We start from the raw sequence: 16,941 nt of genomic DNA, 5'->3' as shown, positions 1-16,941 counted from the left end.
CTGCTGTGCGCCAGGCCTGCCGGGAGGGCGGCCCGGAAGCCTCGGCGCGGTGCCGGCGCCGCCGATGGGACCTGCCCGATCAGCCGGGACCGGCTGCCCCGGCGGCCGCGACCAGGCGCGCGCGGGAGGGGGCGACCGGCATGCTGTAGAGCCGGTCCTTGCCCAGCAGGAAGACCCGCGCCCCGCGCGGGAAGAGGCCGGCAATCGCCGGGTCCCCGGCATCGAGCCCGCCGGTATAGGCGCCGAAGGCCGGCAGCATGACGCGCCAGGCATCCGCTACGAAGCAGGGGCGTGTCACGCCGCCGCAGCGCGTCGGCATGGTGGCCTTGGGGTGGAAATGGCCGGAGATCTCCGCCGGCTTCACCGGGCCGCGGCGCGCCTCGTGCCGGAAGGTAAGGGGGCCATCCCGGAACTCCTCCACCGCCGTTCCCGGCAGGCCCTCGGGCGGCACCGGGTCGTGGTTGCCGAGCACCCAGAGCATCTCCATGCCGGCCAGCAGCCGGTGCAGGAACTGCGCATCCTGCGCCGGCAGCCGCCCCGCCCCGGCGGCGTCATGGAAACTGTCGCCAAGCGCGATCAGCCGCGCCGGCCGCCAGCGGCGCAGCGCGAGCTGCAGGCGGTCCAGCGTCTCCCGCGTGTCATAGGGCGGGACGAAGCGACCCCCCTGGGCGAAATGGCTGCCCTTTTCCAGATGGAGATCACCGACGACGAGGGTGCGGCGCGCCGGCCACAAGAGCAGGCCCGCGGGGTCGAGCATCAGGCGCTCGCCCGCGACATGCAGCGGGGCAGGGGTCATGCGCCGGTCACGCTCCCCGGGGCGCTGCGGATGAAGCGGCTGCGGCGCGGGCGCTCGCGCCCCTTACTATGGCGCGGCTTGTCCACCACGCCGGCGCGCACCCGCACGCCCTCCGTCACCGCGGCGAGCGTCTCGGCGAAGATCTCCTCGCCGCCCGTCACCTCCTCGACCAGCGCGGCTGCCTCGGCGAGCAGCGCATCCTCGGCGCCGCCGGCGACCCATTCGCGCCCCTCCTCGATCAGCGCCGGCACGGCAAGCGGCGAGACGCGGTCGAGCCGCATGTGGCGGATGCGCCCGCGGGCGCGGGCCAGCAGCAGGCCGATGCGGGCGACATCGGTCAGGCCCCCCGCCGCCTCCTGCCGGGTCGCGCGCAGCAGGATGTGGTCGGGCTCGTGCTTGCGCAGCACGTCGTAGATCAGGTCGGCATTCATGGTCATCTGTCGGGGGCGCTTCTCGTGGCCGGGGTGGTTCTTCTCGATCAGCCCGGCGATGGTGGCGATGTTGCGGAAGGTGCGGCGGAGCATGGAGCTCTCCGCCATCCATTCCTCGAGGTCCTCGCCCAGGATGTCCTCCTCGAACAGGCTCTCGACCTCGGTCGGCTCGAAGGCGCTCCAGGCCGCGAGGACGTAATCGGTGGCGAGGTAGCCGAGCGGGCCGTAGCCGGCGCGCTCCATGCGCTTCGTCACCAGCATGCCGAGGGTCTGGTGCGCCAGCCGCCCCTCGAAGCAATAGGCGACGAGGAACCAGCGGCCACCACGGGGAAAGGTCTCGATCAGCAGCCCGTCCTTCTCCGGCAGCATGCTGCGCTTCCGCTGCAGGCGGAGCCATTCCTGCACCGGCGCGGGCAGCAGCCGCCATTTGCGCGGTTCGTGCAGGATCTCCCGCACCCGCGCCGCCAGCCAGGTGGAGAGTGGCAGCCTCGCCCCGGCATAGGTCGGGACGCGCGGATCACCCTCGCCGCCGCGGGTCACGATGGCGGTCATGGCGTCCAGCGCCTCGAAGCGCAGGGTCTGGCCGGCGAACAGGAAGCTGTCGCCGGGCAGCAGGGTGGAGACGAACCACTCCTCCACCTCCCCCAGGACGGGGCCGCCGCGCAGCCGCACCTTCAGCATCGGGCTCTCGACGATGGTGCCGAGATTCATCCGCAACTGCCGCGCCACGCGCTGGTCCCGCACATGCACCATGCCTTCGGAATCGCGGAACAGCTTGCGGAAGCGGTCATAGACGCGCAGCGCATAGCCGCCGTCCTCGACGAAGCGCAGCACGTCGTCGAAGTCGCGGCGCGTGAGCCCAGCATAGGGCGCCGCGCGCATCACCTCGGCATAGAGCGCGTCCGGGTGGAAGGGCGCATGGCAGGCCATGGCCAGCACATGCTGCGCCAGCACGTCGAGCCCGCCCGGCCGCGGCGGGTCGCCGTCCAGCTCCTCGTGCCGCACGGCTTCCAGCGCCGCGGCGCATTCGATCACCTCGAAGCGGTTGGCCGGGACGAGCACGGCGCGGGAGGGCTCGTCCATCCGGTGGTTGGCGCGGCCGACCCGCTGCAGCAGGCGCGCCACGCCCTTGGGCGCGCCGACCTGGATCACCTGGTCCACATCGCCCCAGTCGATGCCAAGATCGAGCGAGGCCGTCGCCACCACCGCGCGCAGCTTGCCGGCGGCCATCGCCGCCTCCACCTTGCGGCGCTGCTCGACCGTCAGGCTGCCGTGATGCAGCGCGATCGCCAGGTTGTCGTCGTTGAGCCGCCACAAGGCCTGGAAGACCAGCTCCGCCTGGGCCCGGGTGTTGACGAAGACGATGGTGACGCGCGCCTCCCGGATCTGCCGGTAGATCTCGGGCGCCGAGGCGAGGCCCATATGCCCGCCCCAGGGCAGGCGCCCCGCCGGCAGCTGCACCGAGAGCTCCGGCGCCGCGCCGCCGCGGACCTGCACGAGGCGGACGTCGTCCGGCCTGCCGGTGGGGGAGAGGAAGGCCCGCAGCGGCTCCGGATGCGCGACCGTCGCCGAAAGCCCCACGCGCCGCGCCGCCGGGGCGAGCGTGCCGAGGCGGGAGAGGCCGAGGGCGAGCTGGTCGCCGCGCTTGGTGCCGGCCAGGGCATGGATCTCGTCCACCACCACCGCGCCGAGGCCGGCGAAGAACGGCCCCGCCTCGGGCTGGGAGAGCAGCAGCACCAGGCTCTCCGGCGTGGTCAGGAGCAGGTTCGGCGGGTCCTCCTTCTGCCGGGCGCGGCGGTTCTGCGGCGTGTCGCCGGTGCGGGTCTCGATGCGGATCGGGAGATCCAGCTCCTCGACCGGGGCCAGCAGGTTGCGGGCGATATCGACGGCCAGCGCCTTGAGCGGCGAGACATAGAGGGTGTGCAGAGCACCCGGCCCGCCGGGCCGCGGCCGCCCGGTCAGCTCGATCAGGCTGGGCAGGAAGCCGGCCAGGGTCTTGCCGCCGCCGGTCGGCGCCACCAGCAGGGCGCTCTCGCCGGCTTCCGCCGCGCGCAGCAGCGCCATCTGGTGCGCCCGCGGTGTCCAGCCGCGCCCGGCGAACCAGGCGGCAAAAGGTTCCGGCAATGTTCCCATGCGGGCGGCACTATGGCGGGCAGTTCGGTCGCAGGGAAGGTGGGGCCGCCCGGGTTCAGCGCCAGCCCTCGCTGAGCTGCCATTGCACGGCGAAGGCGAGCTGGAAGCGCGGCGAATCCCGGTTCGTCCCGACCCCCGCGGCGAGGCCGAGCACCACCCGCCCACCGGGCAGCCGGTGGCGCAGGCCGGCCTGGACCAGGCTGAAGTCACTGTCGCCGCGCTCCTGCTGCTCCCAGGCATAGGTCAGGACCAGCGCCGTGCTGGGCGAGACCGCCTGCCCGACCGAGGCGCTGAACAGGGCGCGGCTCGGCCGCTCACCCGGCAGCGGGTCGAGGCGCGACACCCAGCCGAGATTGAGGTGGAGGCCGAGCGGCCGCTCCCCGCGCCGGAGGGTCTTGCCGATCAGGGCGACGGCCTCCGCCTCATGGCCGGGCCGGCCGGGACCGTAGAGCGTTCGCATCCGCCCGAGCAGGCCGATGGCCGGCTGCGCGCCGCGGTCATCGGTGAGCTGGTAGAGGGCGCCAAGCTGCGTCGCGCCGCCCCAGGCGGCCTCCCGCCCGTTCTCCGTCGCCTCGGCTTCGTCGAGATTGCCCAGCCGCCGCCGGGTCTCCAGGTTGCCGCGGGCGCCGGCCTGGCCGATGCGCAGTTCCAGGCCGGGCACCACCCCGATCTCGAGCTCCGTCTCCGCTGCCAGGGTGCTGCGGACGCGACCCCGCCTTGCCCGCTCATAGGCGCCGACGAAGGCAATCTCCGCCGCGCCGGGGGCGGCGGCGATGGGGTCGGTGATCTCGAAAGGGTCGTCGGCCAGCTCGATCGGCTCGTCCTGCGCCGCGGCCGGGGCCAGGGGCAGGAGCAGGAGGCCGAGGAGCAGCGGCGGCAGGCAGCGCGGCATGGCAGGTCCCTGCTGGGCTCCGGTGCCGCAACGCGGCCGGCGGGTCATGTCTCCACGCCCGCCTCCGCGCCTGGGCAGGATGCCGCGCAGCACATGGCCTCACAGCGCCGCAGAGCCTCAGCGGCAGGCGAAACGGACCGTCGCGCGGACACCCTGGCTGCCATCCAGCTTCAGGCTGGCATGCGCCTGGCGCGCCAGACGGGGGATCAGATGCAGGCCGAGGCAGCCCTGCGGCGTGTTCCGCCGTGGGGCCTCCAGCAGGCCGATGCCGTCATCCTCCACCATCACCTCGCCGAGACCCGGCCCGGCCCGGCGGACCGCGAGGCGGATCCGCCCCGCCCGCCCGCCGGGGAAGGCGTGGCGCGCGGCGTTCACCACCAACTCGTTGACGATCAGCGCGATCGGCGTCGCCTGCGCGACGGGCAGGGTCAGCCGGTCCTCCAGATGCAGGTCGAGGGTGATGCCCGGCCGGCCAGTGACCTCCAGCGCGGTCTGGGCAGTGGTGGCCAGTTCCGGCCCCAGATCCACCCCGGCATCAGGCGGCACGCGGAACATGCGGTCCTGCACCAGAGTCGCCAGCATCACCCGCGTCGCCGCCCCGCGCAGGGCCGCGGCGACCGCCGGGTCGCTCGCCCGGCTGGCCTGCAGGCTGAGGAAGGAGGTGGTCGCCTGGGCGTTGTTCTTGACCCGGTGGTGCAGCTCGGAGAGCAGCGTCTCCCGCTCCTCCAGCGCCTTGCGGTGGTCATCCAGCGCCTGCCGCGCCTCGGTATAGTCCACGCAGCTGCCGATGAAGCCGACGAACCGGCCCTTCAGATAGAGCGGCCTGCCCTTGTCCAGCAGCCAGCGCCAGGCGCCGTCATGCCGGCGCAGGCGGTAGTCCATGGAGAATTCGCGCCGCGCGTCGAAGGCCTCGGTATAGGTCCGCAGGCAGCGCTCGAGGTCGTCGGGGTGCACGGCCTCCGTCCAGCCATGCCCGAGTTCCTGCTCCAGCGTCCGGCCGGTGAAGTCCAGCCAGGGCTGGTTGAAGTAGTCGCAGCCCTTGCTGAGGTCGGCGCGCCAGATCATCACTGGCGCGTGATCGGCAAGGGCGCGAAACTGCGCCTCCTCCACCAGGGTTTCCAAACCGCTCGGTTCTGCCTCCTCCGCCGCCATACGGCATGATCCCCCGCCCGCTGCCGTTGCGCAGCCGATCTTGGATGACGCATGGCACATCCGCGGGTTCCGTGGAAATCAAGCTCCTGCTTGTCTCGCGACCGGCAGCCCACAGTTTCCTTCGGGGTCTGGATCAGCATGACCCTGCCCCCGGGGCAACGCGGCAGAAGGATTATCCGTAATAAATGCCTCCGCATCCGGAATCCTGGCTGCGCGTGACCCCCCAGGGGCTCTACTGCGAACCGGGCGGCTTCTTCATCGATCCGGTGCGGCCGGTCGGGCGCGCCGTCATCACCCATGGCCATGCCGACCATGCCCGCCCGGGCCATGATGCCGTGCTCGCGACGCCCGAGACGCTCGCGATCATGCGGGCCCGGATGGGGGAGGGGGCGGCGGGCGCCGCGCAGCAGCCGATCCGCCCGGGGGAGGTGCTGGAACAGGGCGGCGTGGCGATCCGGCTGGCGCCTGCCGGGCATGTGCTCGGCTCGGCGCAGGTGGTGCTGGACTGGCAGGGGAGCCGTGCCGTGATCTCCGGCGACTACAAGCGCCAGCGCGACCCCACCTGCGCCCCCTTCGAGCCCGTTCCCTGCGACGTCTTTGTCACCGAGGCGACCTTTGCCCTGCCGGTCTTCCGCCATCCGCCGCCCGAGGCGGAGGTGGCGAAGCTGCTGAAGAGCCTGGCGCTGTTCCCGGAGCGCACCCATGTCGTCGGTTGCTACGCGCTCGGCAAGTGCCAGCGGCTGATCCGGCTGCTGCGGGAGGCGGGATGGGATGCCCAGATCCACCTGCATGGGGCGCTGGCCTCGCTCTGCCGGCTGTATGAGGAGCTGGGTGTGGCGCTCGGCCCGCTCGCGCCGGCGACCGTCGCCAACAAGGCGGCGCTGAAGGGTGCGATCGTGCTGGCGCCGCCCTCCGCCGTGCAGGATCGCTGGGCGCGGCGGCTGGCGGAGCCGGTGGTGGCGGTGGCGAGCGGCTGGATGCGGGTGCGCCAGCGCGCGAAGATGCGCGGCGTGGAACTGCCGCTGGTCATCTCCGACCATGCCGATTGGGACGAGCTGAACCGCACCATTGATGAGGTGGGCGCGCCCGAGGTCTGGGTGACGCATGGCCGCGACGATGCGCTGGTGCATGCCCTGGCGCTGCGCGGCATCCGCGGCCGGGCGCTGCACCTGGTGGGCCTCGGCGAGGAGGATGAGGGGCCGGCACCGGAGGTGGCCGAGCCGGCTTCCGCCGCCGAGGGCGGGGTCCAGGCATGACGGGGGGCCGTGACCTGTCTGGCCGGGGCGCGCCATGAGCGTCCCCGCCTTCGCCGCGCTGCTGGAGCGGCTGGTCTTCACCCCCGGGCGCAACGCCAAACTTGCCCTGCTGCGGGACTGGTTCGCGACGCAGCCGGACCCGGACCGCGGCGTCGGCCTCGCCGCGCTGACCGAGGAGCTGGTCTTCACCGCCGCCAAGCCTTCCCTGATCCGCGACCTGGTGGCGGCGCGGACCGACCCGGTGCTGCTCGCGCTCTCCCATGACTATGTCGGCGACTTCGCCGAGACCGTTGCGCTGATCTGGCCCGTCCGCGCCGGCGTGAACACGCCCCCGCCCGCTTTGTCCGAGGTGGTGGAGGCGCTGGAACTGACGCCGAAGCCCGAACTGCCGGCGCTGATCGGCGGCTGGCTGGATACGCTGGACAGTTCCGGGCGGCTGGCGCTGATCAAGCTCATCACCGGCGGACTGCGTGTCGGCGTCTCCGGGCGGCTGGCGCGCGTGGCACTGTCGGAGTGGTCCGGCAAGCCGGTCGAGGAGATCGAGGAGGTCTGGCATGGCGTTGCGCCGCCATACCTTGCTTTGTTCCGCTGGCTGGAGGGCAATGCGGACAAGCCCGACCCGCGCGAGGCGCCGGTTTTCCGCCCGCTGATGCTCGCCCATCCGCTGGAGGATGCGGATGTCGCCGCGTTGCGGCCGGAGGAATGGCGCGCCGAGTGGAAATGGGACGGCATCCGCGTGCAGCTCACCGCCGGGCCGGGTGGGCGGCGGCTCTGGTCCCGCGGCGGGGAGGACATCACCAATGCCTTCCCCGAGATCGCGGAGGCGATGGAATTCCATGCGGTGCTGGATGGCGAGCTGCTGGTCATCCGCGATGGGGTGGTCGCGCCCTTCGCCGAGCTGCAGCAGCGGCTGAACCGCAAGGCGGTGACGCCGAGGATGATGCGCGACTTCCCGGCCGGCGTCCGGCTCTACGACCTGCTCTTCGAGGGCGGCGAGGATCTCCGCCCGCTGCCTTTCGATGCGCGCCGCGCGCGTCTGGAGGACTGGGTGGCGCGCATCGCGCCGGCGCGGATGGACCTCTCGCCGCAGATCGCCTTCGGCTCCGTCGCGCAACTGGCGGAGATCCGGGACGGGGCGCGTGCCGCCTCGATCGAGGGGCTGATGCTGAAGCGCGCCGACAGCCCCTATGCCGCCGGGCGGCAGAAGGGGCTGTGGTGGAAATGGAAGCGCGACCCGCTCTCGATCGACGCCGTGCTGATGTACGCGCAGCGTGGCCATGGCAAGCGCAGCAGCTTCTACAGCGACTACACCTTCGGCTTGTGGCGCCCGGACGGGGAAGGCGGCGAGGAGCTGGTGCCGGTCGGCAAGGCCTATTCCGGCTATACGGATGAGGAGCTCGCCTGGCTGGACCGCTGGATCCGCAACCACACCACCGGCCGCTTCGGCCCGGTGCGGGAGGTGGAGAAGAGCCTGGTGCTGGAGGTGATCTTCGATGCGGCGCAGCTCAGCTCCCGGCACAAGTCGGGCGTCGCGCTGCGCTTCCCGCGCATCGCCCGCATCCGGACGGACAAGCCGGCGAGCGAGGCGGACCGGCTGGACAACCTGATGTCCTATGTCGAACGGCGCGCCCCGGCCGAGGAGGACGCGGCCGGCTGACAGTTGCGGTTGCGGCCCCCGCCGGCGCGCTGTGACCTGGCGCACAGGCCGTCGCGGGCCGTCGCCGGCGGTGCTTCGCGGCCTGCGCAGGGATATCAGGGCGAAGCGTCGTCGCCCGCGGCCGGCATGAGCGCCGCTGATCCGCGGCATCAGCATTTCTCGTTCCCGGCCGTGTCCACGCCTTTCCTATGCTGGCCGCGGCGCGGCAGTCCATCGCTGCCGCTTGCTGGGAGGACGCGCCATGAAGAAACCCGTCCCGCTGCTGGGCCTGCTGCTCGCCGGCACCGCGCTCTGTGCCGCGCCGCTCCGTGCGCAGCAGGCGCATGACCATGCCGCGCAGTCTCCCGCTGCGCAGCAGCAGCACGACCATTTCCGCATCAATCCCGCCCTGCCGCAGGCCGAGAGCGCCCGCGCCGCGACGCCGCGTCGCACCGAACTCGGCGGCCATGTGCCGGACCTGCCGCGCGGTGCCGCGGCGCCGACCAGCGATGCGCCGCCGGTGCTGAATCCGGAGCTAGGCACGCTTACCTGGCCGGCCGGCACCACCAGTGCCGAGGCGCAGGCCTGGTTCAACCAGGGCTATCGCTGGGCCTGGGGCTTCAACCATGCCGAGGCCGCGCGCGCCTTCCGCATGGCCCAGCAGGCCGATCCGGACTGCGCCATGTGCTACTGGGGCGAGGCCTATGTGCTCGGCCCGCATATCAACTTCATCATGGAGGAGGATGCCAATCGCCGCGCCGTCGCCGCGATCGAGCGCGCCCGCCAGCTTGTGTCCCGAGAGGCAGGAATGCCCGGAGAGATGCGCGCCGCGCTGATCGAGGCGCTGTCGAAGCGCTACTCGGCCGATGCGCGGACGACCCAGGGGGCGGAGCGCAAGGCGCTGGACCAGGCCTATGCGGATGCCATGCGGCAGGTGCAGGCGCGCTGGCCGGCCGACCCGGAGGTGGCGATGCTGACCGCCGACGCGCTGATGAACCTGCAGCCCTGGGACTACTGGGAGGATGCCGGCCGCAAGCCGAAGGGCGCGACCGAGCAGATCGTGGCGCTGCTGGAAGGCGTGCTCGGCGCGCGGCCCTCGCCCATCACCGCCAACCCGCTGCACCCCGGCGCCATCCATCTCTACATCCACGCCGTCGAGGCCTCCGACCGGCCGGAGCGCGCGGCGCCGCATGCGGCGCGGCTGGCGGCGCTGATGCCGGCCGCCGGGCATATCGTGCATATGCCGGCGCATATCTGGTACCGCCTCGGCCTGTGGCGCGAGAGCCTGGAGAGCAACCTGGCGGCGGTCGCGGCGGATGAGGCGCAGATCGCCCGCGGCGGCGCCAGCCCGCTCTATGCGCAAGGCTATTTCGCGCACAACGTCCACTTCGTCATGGTCTCCTCTTTGATGGGCGGCGACGGGCCGCGCGCGGTGGAGGCGGCCACGCGCCTCGCCGCCCTTGTCGCGGACGAGGCGAAGCGCGCCTTTCCCGGCCTGACCCAGCCGGTCGCCTCGGCGCCCTTCGTCGCGCATGCGCGCTTCTCGGCGCCCGAGACGATCCTGGCGCTGCCGGCGCCGGCGGAGGAATTCCCCTATATCCGCGCCCATTGGCACTATGCCCGCGGCGTCGCGCTCGTCCAGTCGGGCCGCGCCGATGAGGCGCGCGCGGAAGCCGCTGCGATCGGCGAACTGGCCAAGGCGCGGCAGATCCAGGCCCTGCCCGCGGATGGCGTGCCGGCGCCCGAGGTGCTCGGCATCGCCGAGCGGGTGGTGAATGCCCGCATCGCCCAGGCGGCCGGCGACCATGCCAGGGCGGCGACGCTCTTCACCGAGGCGGCGGCGATCCAGGACACGCTGCCCTATATGGAGCCGCCCTTCTGGTACTACCCGGTGCACCAGTCGCTCGGCGCGGCGCTGCTGGCGCAGCGCAAGCCGGCGGAGGCGGAGGAGGCCTTCCGCCAGGCCCTCAGGCGCGTGCCGAACAATGCCTGGGCGGCGGCCGGCCTGCTGAAGGCCGCCGAGATGCGGGGCGATGCCGAGGGCGCCGAGAAGGCGCGGTCCATGCTGCAAAAGAGCTGGTTCGGCGCCGAGCCGCCGGTGGTGGAACGGCTCTGACCGGCAGGCTGCAGGGGGGCGGTGTTCCCCCCCTGCGGGTTGCGCGGGCCGCCGCAGGAACGCATGCTCCGCCCCGAACAGGAACCATCGGGGGAAGCGTCCATGCCACTCGCACCGAACCGCGTGAAGCAGCGCCTGGCGAAGGATGAACTCGCGCTCGGCTTCGGCGTGCACCACCTGCGCACTGCCGGCACCGGGATGATCGCCGCGGCGGCCGGCTTCGACTGGCTGTTCATCGATATGGAGCATGGCGCCATGTCGGTGCACGAGGCGACGCAGATCGCGATCGCCGCGCTGAACCAGGGCGTCACGCCGATCGTGCGCTGCTGCAAGGACGCGCTCTTCGAGGGGACGCGGGCGCTCGACAACGGCGCCATGGGCGTGGTCGTGCCGCATGTCGATACGGCGGAGGAGGCGAGGGCGGTCGCCGCCGCCTACCGCTTCCCGCCCATCGGCACGCGGAGCTGGGGCGGCCCGCCCTTCGCTTACAACATGCTGCCGCCCTCAAATGCCGAGGCCCAGGCGGAGCTGAACGAGGCGATCCTGGTCACGGTGATGATCGAGACGCCGGAGGCGGTCGAGGCCGCGGATGCCATCGCCGCCGTGCCGGGGATCGATGCGCTGATGATCGGCACCAGCGACCTGACGGCCAGCATGGGCATCAGCGGCCAGATCGGCCATCCGCGCGTGATGGCGGCCTATGAGGCCGTGGCGGCCGCCTGCAAGCGACATGGCAAGACGCTCGGCATGGGCGGCGTCTATGACGAGGTGCATGCCGCCACCTATATTGGCCTCGGCGCGCGGCTGCTGCTCTCGGGCAACGACCAGAGCTTCCTGATGGCCGGCGCCACAGCGCGGGCGAAGTTCCTCCGCGGCCTCCAGCCGGCCGGTTGACCCGCCGGCAGGCCCGCCCCCGCGGGGCGGGCCTGCCGCGGCACCTCGCTGCCGCTTGCGCCAGCGCAAGGCGAGGCCGCTGGCCGTCGGGCAGGGTTTTTCCGGGATGCCGCCGAGAGGCACTTGCGAATGGTTCTCATTATCTCTATCAACAACTCCGACACGCACGGAGTGACGTCATGACCTCCCGCCCGACGCTTCCTCCCCTGGGGCGCCGCCTGCTCGGCCTCTTCGCCGCCGGATTCGCCGCGCTCGGCCTGGCCCCTGCCGCCGATGCGCAGGAGGTCAATCTCTATTCCTCGCGCCATTACGACAGCGACCGCGCGCTCTATGAGGCCTTCACCCGGGAGACCGGCATCCGCATCCGCCTGATCGAGGGCGATGCCGACCAGCTTATCGAGCGCATCCGGAACGAGGGCGCGAACAGCCCGGCCGACGTCTTCATCACGGTGGATGCCGCGCGCCTCGCCCGCGCCGCCAATGCCGGCATTCTCGCGCCCTTCCGGTCGCCGGTGGTGGAGCAGCGCATCCCCGCCGCGCTGCGGTCCAAAGACGGGCTCTGGTTCGCCATTTCCCAGCGCGCCCGGGTCATCATGTATGACAAGGAGAAGGGCGCGCCGCAGGGCCTCAACCGCTACGAGGATCTGTCCGGGCCGGCCGGCGCCGGGCTCTGCGTCCGCTCCTCCAACCACCCCTACAACATCAGCCTTGTCGCCTCGATCCTGATGTCGGACGGGCCGGAGAAGACCGAAGCCTGGGCGAAGGGCGTCGCCGCCAACCTGGCGCGCCCGCCGCAGGGCGGCGACCGCGACCAGTTCCGTGCCATCCCGGCCGGGCAGTGCACCCTGGCGCTGGCCAACACCTACTACCTCGCGGCTTTCGGTGCCTCCCAGAAGCCGGAAGACCAGGCGCTGTTCAAGCGCATCGGCGTGATCTTTCCCAACCAGGGCGCGGGTGACCGCGGCACGCATGTGAACATCTCGGGCGCCGGCCTGGTGAAGACCGCGCCGAACCGCGACAATGCCGCCCACCTCCTGGAATATCTCACCAGCGACAAGGCCCAGGCCGCGATTGCGCTCGGCAACATGGAATACCCCGCGGTGCCGGACGCGCCGCTGCACCCGGCGCTGGAGGCCATGGGGCGCTTCCGCGCCGAGCCGGTGGATGCCGAGAAGACCAATGCCCATGCCGCCCAGGCGCTGCAGATCCTGCAGCGCTCCGGCTGGCGCTGATCCGGGGGGATCGGGACCGTGATCGTCTGTCTCTGCAATGCGCTGAGCGATGCGCAGCTTGCCGATGCCATCGCCAAGGGCGCGCGCCGTCCGAAGGACGTCTATTGCGCCTGCGGCGGCACCGCCCAGTGCGGCGTCTGCACCAAGACCATCCTGACCATGATCCGCGAGACGCCGACCCAATCCGGGAGCATCGCCGGCCTCCCCTGATCGTGAGGTGCGGGCTTGCGGCAATGCCGGCACGGACCATTATCCTGTGGTCCTGTGCCGGGAGTTGCCCGAATGAAGTCCGATCCAAAGGTCGTCGAGTTCCTCAACACCCAGCTCACCAATGAGCTGACCGCCATCAACCAGTACTTCCTGCACGCCCGTATCCTCCGGCACTGGGGCGTGACGAAATTCGGCAAGCACGAATACGACGAGTCGATCGAGGAGATGCGTCACGCCGACTGGCTGATCGAGCGCATCCTCTTCCTCGGCGGCATCCCCAATGTCCAGCGGCTGAACCAGGTGCTCATCGGCCAGACGGTCGAGGAGATCCTGCAGTCCGACCTGAAGCTGGAGGAAAAGGCGATGTCCGACCTGCGCGAGGGCATCGCCTATATGGAGAGCGTCCGCGACTACGTCTCCCGCGACCTGTTCCGCCGCATCCTCGACAATGAGGAGGAGCATGTCGATTTCATCGAGCGGCAGTTCGACCTGATCAAGCTGATCGGCATCCAGAACTACATCCAGCTCAACAGCGCCTCGGCGCCCGAGCAGCACGAGGCGGGCGGCGAGTAGCGCCCCGTCCCGGCGGCGCAAATCGCTTCCGGGCGTGAACGCGCGGAAGCGGGACGCTGCTCTGCAGCCAATGATCCACAGCGGGCTGGCGTTCAGGGCTGGACGCTGATCCGCCATCGCCGGCGGGCCGATCCGGCCTGCCGGCTGCACAGGCAGCCGCTTCGGTCCGCGGCGACGCCGCAAGGGCGCGGCACCGCGTGCCGCGATGGTACCCGCCTACCCCGCGCGGCGTTCGATGCAGCCGGCATGTCGAGGCCGGTCCGCCCCCTGCCGCCCGGCATCAAACATGCAAGTGGTCTTCGCGGATCTTCGGATCGGCGGCCAGCGCCGCGCTGTTGCCGGCCCAGACCGTGCGGCCCTTCTCCAGCACCACATGTCGGTCGGCGAGCCGCATCACCTCCGACAAGGTCTTGTCGATCAGCAGGATGGCCTGGCCCTCCTGCTTCAGCCGCGCAAGCACCGCCCAGATCTCGGCGCGGATCAGCGGCGCCAGCCCCTCCGTCGCCTCGTCCAGGATCAGCAGCTTCGGGTTGGTCATCAGCGCGCGGCCGATCGCCAGCATCTGCTGCTCCCCGCCCGAGAGCTGCGCGCCCATGTTGCGGCGTCGCTCCGCGAGCCGCGGGAAGAGCGCGTAGACCGCCGCCAGGGTCCAGCGCGGCGTGCCGCCGCCACGATTGGCGGCCGTGGCGGTCAGGTTCTCCTCCACGCTCAGGGTCGGGAAGACCTGCCGCCCCTCCGGCACCAGGCCGAGGCCGCGCTGCGCCACGCGATGCGGCGGCTGGGCGGTGAGGACCGCCCCCTCGAAGCCGATCCGGCCGCCCAGGAGGCGCCCGCCGACCGAGGGCAGCAACCCCATGACGGCGCGCACCGTCGTCGTCTTCCCCATGCCGTTGCGGCCGAGCAGCGTCACCACCTCGCCGGCGCCGACATGCAGCGTGACGCCCGAGAGTGCCTGGGCGCCGCCATAGGCGGCGGAGAGGTCCTCGACCACCAGCATCAGGCGGCGTCCTCGCCCAGATAGGCCGCCCGCACCTCGGCGCTGGCGCGGACCGCCGCCGGCGTGTCGGTCGCGATGACGCGGCCATAGACCAGGACGGAGATGACATCGGCCAGGGCGAAGACCGCCTGCATGTCGTGCTCGACCAGCAGGATGGCGTGGTCCTGCTTGAGCGCGCCGAGGATGCCGATCAACCGTTCCGCCTCCTCCGGGCCGGTGCCCGCCAGCGGCTCGTCCAGCAGCAGCAGGCGGGGCTCCAGGGCGAGGGCGATGGCGAGTTCAAGCTGGCGCTTCTCGCCATGGGAGAGGGCGCCGGCCGGCGCATGGGTGCGGGCGCCGAGGCCGGCCTGCTCCAGCGCCGCGATGGCCGGCGCGTTCAGCCGGCGCTCCCCGGCGGCAGGCCGGCAGAAGCGGAAGGAGGAGCCGCTCCGCGCCTGCACCGCGAGCGCCACATTCTCCAGCGCGGAGAAGCCGGGCAGGACGGAGGTGATCTGGAAGCTGCGGGCGAGCCCAAGCCGGGCGCGGCGGTGCACCGGCAGTGCGGTGACGTCCCGGCCCTCGAAGAGGATCCGCCCGGCATCGGGGCGCAGCGAGCCGCTGATCTGATGGATCAGCGTGGTCTTGCCGGCGCCGTTCGGGCCGATGACGGCATGGAGACCGCGGGGCGCGACCGCGAGCGAGACATCGTCCGTCACGGTCAGGCCACCGAAGCGCTTGCGCAGGCGCTCCAGGCGCAGGATCGGCTCAGCCACGGCGCAGCAGCCCCCGGAGTTGCCCCGGCAGGCCGGCCAGGCCACCACGCAGGAAGAGCACGGCCAGCACCAGCAGCGGACCGAAGATCAGCCGCCAGTGCTCGGTGAAGCCGGCCAGCCATTCCTCCAGCAGCACGATGGCCAGCGCGCCAAGGATGGCGCCGTGCGGCGCGCCGAGCCCGCCCAGGATGACCATGAAGAGCAGGTCGCCGGAGCGCTGCCAGGCCAGGAAGGAGGGGGCGACGAATTCGGTGGCATTGGCCAGCAGCAGCCCGGCCAGGCCGGCGATGCCGCCGGCGATGGTGTAGGCGACGAGCCGGTAGGGGTAGGGGTTGAACCCCACCGCCTGGACGCGCTCCGCATTCTCTTTCGCCGCCCGCAGCACCCGGCCGAAGCGGGATGCCAGGAGGACCTGGCAGAGCGCCAGCACCGCCGCCAGCAGGCCGAGGCAGAGATAGTGGAAGGCGAGGCGATCCTCTGGCCAGCGTGCGCCGAGCACCGTGGTGCGGCCATAGAGCGTGTAGCCGTCATCACCGCCATAGGCCGAGAGCGACCCGGTGGTGAAGAAGGCCATCTGGGCGAAGGCCAGGGTGATCATGATAAAATGGACGCCGCTGGTACCGATGGCGATCGCGCCCGTCAGCAGGGCGAACAGCGCCGCCGCGCCCATCGCGGCCGGCAGCACCACCGCTGCCTCCGAGATGCCGGCCGCATCCAGCACCACCACGGCATAGGCGCCGATGCCGAGCATGGCGGCATGGCCGAGGCTGACCAGCCCCGCCCCGCCCACCAGCAGCCAGAGGCCAAGCGCGGCGATGCCGAGGATCATGCCGCGCGCCAGCAGGGTCAGCGCATGGCCGGCGCCGAAGCCCAGGAAGGGCGCTGCCGCCAGCAGCGCGAGCACCAGCAGCGGCAGCGCCGCACCCCGCAGCCGCGCCATGCTCAGCCCCCGCGCGCCGGGAAGAGGCCGCGCGGCCGGAAGGCCAGGATCGCCGCCATCGCCACATAGACCAGCATGGAGGCGAGCGCCGCCCCGGCCTGCCGTGCTGGCGCCGGGGCGAGGAAGATCCGCATCAGGTCCGGCATCAGGGATCGGCCGAGCGTCTCGATCAGTCCGACCAGCAGGGCGGCCAGGAAGGCGCCGCGCACGCTGCCGATGCCGCCGATGACAATGACCACGAAGGCGAGGATCAGCACCGTGTCGCCCATGCCGGGCTCGACCGAGAGGATCGGCGCCGCCATCACGCCCGCGAAGCCCGCCAGCATGGCGCCGAAGCCGAAGACCAGCATGAAGAGCCGCCCCGTATCGATGCCGAGTGCCGCCAGCATCGGCCGGTTGCTCGCGCCCGCACGGACCAGGGCGCCGGCCCTGGTCCGCTCCACCAGCAGCCAGAGCAGCAGCGCGATGGCGAGGCCGGCCACCAGGATCGCCAGGCGATAGACCGGGTATTGCAGCCCCGGCATCAGGGAGATGCCGCCCGAGAGCAGGTCCGGCACCGGCATCTGCAGCGGCGCCGTGCCCCAGACCGCCTTCACGGCCTGGTTGAGGAAGAGGATGACGCCGAAAGTCGCCAGCACCTGGGAGAGGTGGTCGCGATCATAGAGATGGCGAAAGACCAGCCATTCCAGCAGCAACCCGATGGCGAGCGCCGCCGGCAGGGCAAGCAGCAGCGCCCACCAGAAGCTGCCAGTCAGCGCCGCTAGGCTGGCGCCCAGATAGGCGCCCAGCATGTACTGCACGCCATGGGCGAGGTTGATGAAATCCATGACGCCGAAAACCAGCGTCAGCCCCGCCGCCACCAGGAAGAGCAGCACGCCGAGCTGCAGGCCGTTCAGCGCCTGCACCAGCAGCAATTGGATGGTCATGCCCG

At 71.8% G+C, this 16,941-nt stretch carries 15 protein-coding genes; 7 read left to right on the top strand and 8 right to left on the bottom strand.

The features are described from left to right. Positions 1–79: 79 nt before the first annotated feature. The 4 genes from pdeM to LHA35_RS19450 form a co-directional block, all read right to left on the bottom strand. The gene (gene pdeM / locus LHA35_RS19465) at positions 80–796 is read right to left on the bottom strand and encodes a ligase-associated DNA damage response endonuclease PdeM (protein WP_226611199.1); all 717 of its coding nucleotides are present in this window, start codon (positions 794–796) and stop codon (positions 80–82) included. Then, entirely contained in the window at positions 793–3,291 is a 2,499-nt protein-coding gene (locus LHA35_RS19460; RefSeq protein ID WP_408902363.1) for a ligase-associated DNA damage response DEXH box helicase, read from the bottom strand. The genes pdeM and LHA35_RS19460 overlap by 4 nt, the downstream gene beginning before the upstream one ends. A gap of 124 nt (positions 3,292–3,415) precedes the next feature. Further along, positions 3,416–4,300 (bottom strand): hypothetical protein, encoded by an 885-nt coding sequence (locus LHA35_RS19455; RefSeq protein WP_226611194.1) that lies wholly within the window; start codon positions 4,298–4,300, stop codon positions 3,416–3,418. A 69-nt stretch (positions 4,301–4,369) separates the two neighbouring features. Then, entirely contained in the window at positions 4,370–5,404 is a 1,035-nt protein-coding gene (locus LHA35_RS19450; protein ID WP_226611192.1) for a sensor histidine kinase, read from the bottom strand. 185 nt (positions 5,405–5,589) lie between these two features. On the opposite strand from LHA35_RS19450, the gene LHA35_RS19445 reads away from it, so the two are divergent. The 7 genes from LHA35_RS19445 to bfr all read left to right on the top strand — a co-directional run bounded on the left by LHA35_RS19445 (position 5,590) and on the right by bfr (position 13,321). After that, positions 5,590–6,660: a ligase-associated DNA damage response exonuclease gene (locus LHA35_RS19445; RefSeq protein ID WP_226611190.1), complete on the top strand. Its 1,071-nt coding sequence runs from the start codon at positions 5,590–5,592 to the stop codon at positions 6,658–6,660. A 34-nt stretch (positions 6,661–6,694) separates the two neighbouring features. Continuing rightward, on the top strand, positions 6,695–8,317 hold the full coding sequence (locus tag LHA35_RS19440) for a cisplatin damage response ATP-dependent DNA ligase (protein WP_226611188.1): 1,623 nt from the start codon (positions 6,695–6,697) through the stop codon (positions 8,315–8,317). A gap of 241 nt (positions 8,318–8,558) precedes the next feature. Next, positions 8,559–10,412 carry a tetratricopeptide repeat protein gene (locus LHA35_RS19435; protein WP_226611186.1) on the top strand — a complete coding sequence of 618 codons (1,854 nt, stop codon included), beginning with the start codon at positions 8,559–8,561 and terminating at the stop codon, positions 10,410–10,412. Between the two features lie 102 nt (positions 10,413–10,514). After that, positions 10,515–11,306 (top strand): HpcH/HpaI aldolase family protein, encoded by a 792-nt coding sequence (locus LHA35_RS19430; protein WP_226611184.1) that lies wholly within the window; start codon positions 10,515–10,517, stop codon positions 11,304–11,306. Positions 11,307–11,485: 179 nt separating this feature from the next. Beyond that, positions 11,486–12,538, top strand: a complete 1,053-nt coding sequence (locus LHA35_RS19425) for an extracellular solute-binding protein (protein WP_226611182.1) — start codon at positions 11,486–11,488, stop codon at positions 12,536–12,538. 18 nt (positions 12,539–12,556) lie between these two features. Next, a complete protein-coding gene (locus LHA35_RS19420) occupies positions 12,557–12,748 on the top strand; it encodes a (2Fe-2S)-binding protein (protein WP_226611180.1) in 192 nt (63 codons plus the stop codon). A 72-nt stretch (positions 12,749–12,820) separates the two neighbouring features. Continuing rightward, complete coding sequence (gene bfr / locus LHA35_RS19415; RefSeq protein ID WP_226611178.1) at positions 12,821–13,321, top strand: bacterioferritin; 501 nt, start codon at positions 12,821–12,823, stop codon at positions 13,319–13,321. Positions 13,322–13,601: 280 nt separating this feature from the next. On the opposite strand, the gene LHA35_RS19410 is transcribed toward bfr, so the two are convergent. From LHA35_RS19410 to LHA35_RS19395, 4 genes are read right to left on the bottom strand one after another with little or no spacing between them, the layout of a single operon-like run. After that, positions 13,602–14,318 (bottom strand): ABC transporter ATP-binding protein, encoded by a 717-nt coding sequence (locus tag LHA35_RS19410; RefSeq protein ID WP_226611176.1) that lies wholly within the window; start codon positions 14,316–14,318, stop codon positions 13,602–13,604. Then, positions 14,318–15,070, bottom strand: coding sequence for an ABC transporter ATP-binding protein (locus LHA35_RS19405; RefSeq protein WP_226611174.1), 753 nt, complete (start codon positions 15,068–15,070; stop codon positions 14,318–14,320). Before LHA35_RS19405 ends, LHA35_RS19410 begins: the two co-directional genes overlap by 1 nt. Then, positions 15,063–16,010 carry a branched-chain amino acid ABC transporter permease gene (locus LHA35_RS19400; RefSeq protein ID WP_226611172.1) on the bottom strand — a complete coding sequence of 316 codons (948 nt, stop codon included), beginning with the start codon at positions 16,008–16,010 and terminating at the stop codon, positions 15,063–15,065. Before LHA35_RS19400 ends, LHA35_RS19405 begins: the two co-directional genes overlap by 8 nt. Positions 16,011–16,012: 2 nt before the next feature. Continuing rightward, a complete protein-coding gene (locus tag LHA35_RS19395) occupies positions 16,013–16,936 on the bottom strand; it encodes a branched-chain amino acid ABC transporter permease (RefSeq protein WP_226611170.1) in 924 nt (307 codons plus the stop codon). Between the last annotated feature and the right edge of the window lie 5 nt (positions 16,937–16,941).

Origin of the sequence: Roseicella aerolata (assembly GCF_020523605.1) — a bacterium.
GTDB classification, from domain to species: Bacteria; Pseudomonadota; Alphaproteobacteria; order Acetobacterales; family Acetobacteraceae; genus Paracraurococcus; species Paracraurococcus aerolatus.
Note: the sequence above shows the minus strand (reverse complement) of the source record. Positions and strands in the feature narration are given on the sequence as shown.

Excerpts from the sequence above, each read along its gene's own strand:
- pdeM (WP_226611199.1), bottom strand. The coding sequence starts at position 796 with ATGACCCCTGCCCCGCTGCATGTCGCGGGCGAGCGCCTGATGCTCGAC.
- LHA35_RS19460 (WP_408902363.1), bottom strand. The coding sequence starts at position 3,291 with ATGGCGCTGCTGCGCGCGGCGGAAGCCGGCGAGAGCGCCCTGCTGGTG.
- LHA35_RS19455 (WP_226611194.1), bottom strand. The coding sequence starts at position 4,300 with ATGACCCGCCGGCCGCGTTGCGGCACCGGAGCCCAGCAGGGACCTGCC.
- LHA35_RS19450 (WP_226611192.1), bottom strand. The coding sequence starts at position 5,404 with ATGGCGGCGGAGGAGGCAGAACCGAGCGGTTTGGAAACCCTGGTGGAG.
- LHA35_RS19445 (WP_226611190.1), top strand. The coding sequence starts at position 5,590 with ATGCCTCCGCATCCGGAATCCTGGCTGCGCGTGACCCCCCAGGGGCTC.
- LHA35_RS19440 (WP_226611188.1), top strand. The coding sequence starts at position 6,695 with ATGAGCGTCCCCGCCTTCGCCGCGCTGCTGGAGCGGCTGGTCTTCACC.
- LHA35_RS19435 (WP_226611186.1), top strand. The coding sequence starts at position 8,559 with ATGAAGAAACCCGTCCCGCTGCTGGGCCTGCTGCTCGCCGGCACCGCG.
- LHA35_RS19430 (WP_226611184.1), top strand. The coding sequence starts at position 10,515 with ATGCCACTCGCACCGAACCGCGTGAAGCAGCGCCTGGCGAAGGATGAA.
- LHA35_RS19425 (WP_226611182.1), top strand. The coding sequence starts at position 11,486 with ATGACCTCCCGCCCGACGCTTCCTCCCCTGGGGCGCCGCCTGCTCGGC.
- bfr (WP_226611178.1), top strand. The coding sequence starts at position 12,821 with ATGAAGTCCGATCCAAAGGTCGTCGAGTTCCTCAACACCCAGCTCACC.
- LHA35_RS19410 (WP_226611176.1), bottom strand. The coding sequence starts at position 14,318 with ATGCTGGTGGTCGAGGACCTCTCCGCCGCCTATGGCGGCGCCCAGGCA.
- LHA35_RS19400 (WP_226611172.1), bottom strand. The coding sequence starts at position 16,010 with ATGGCGCGGCTGCGGGGTGCGGCGCTGCCGCTGCTGGTGCTCGCGCTG.
- LHA35_RS19395 (WP_226611170.1), bottom strand. The coding sequence starts at position 16,936 with ATGACCATCCAATTGCTGCTGGTGCAGGCGCTGAACGGCCTGCAGCTC.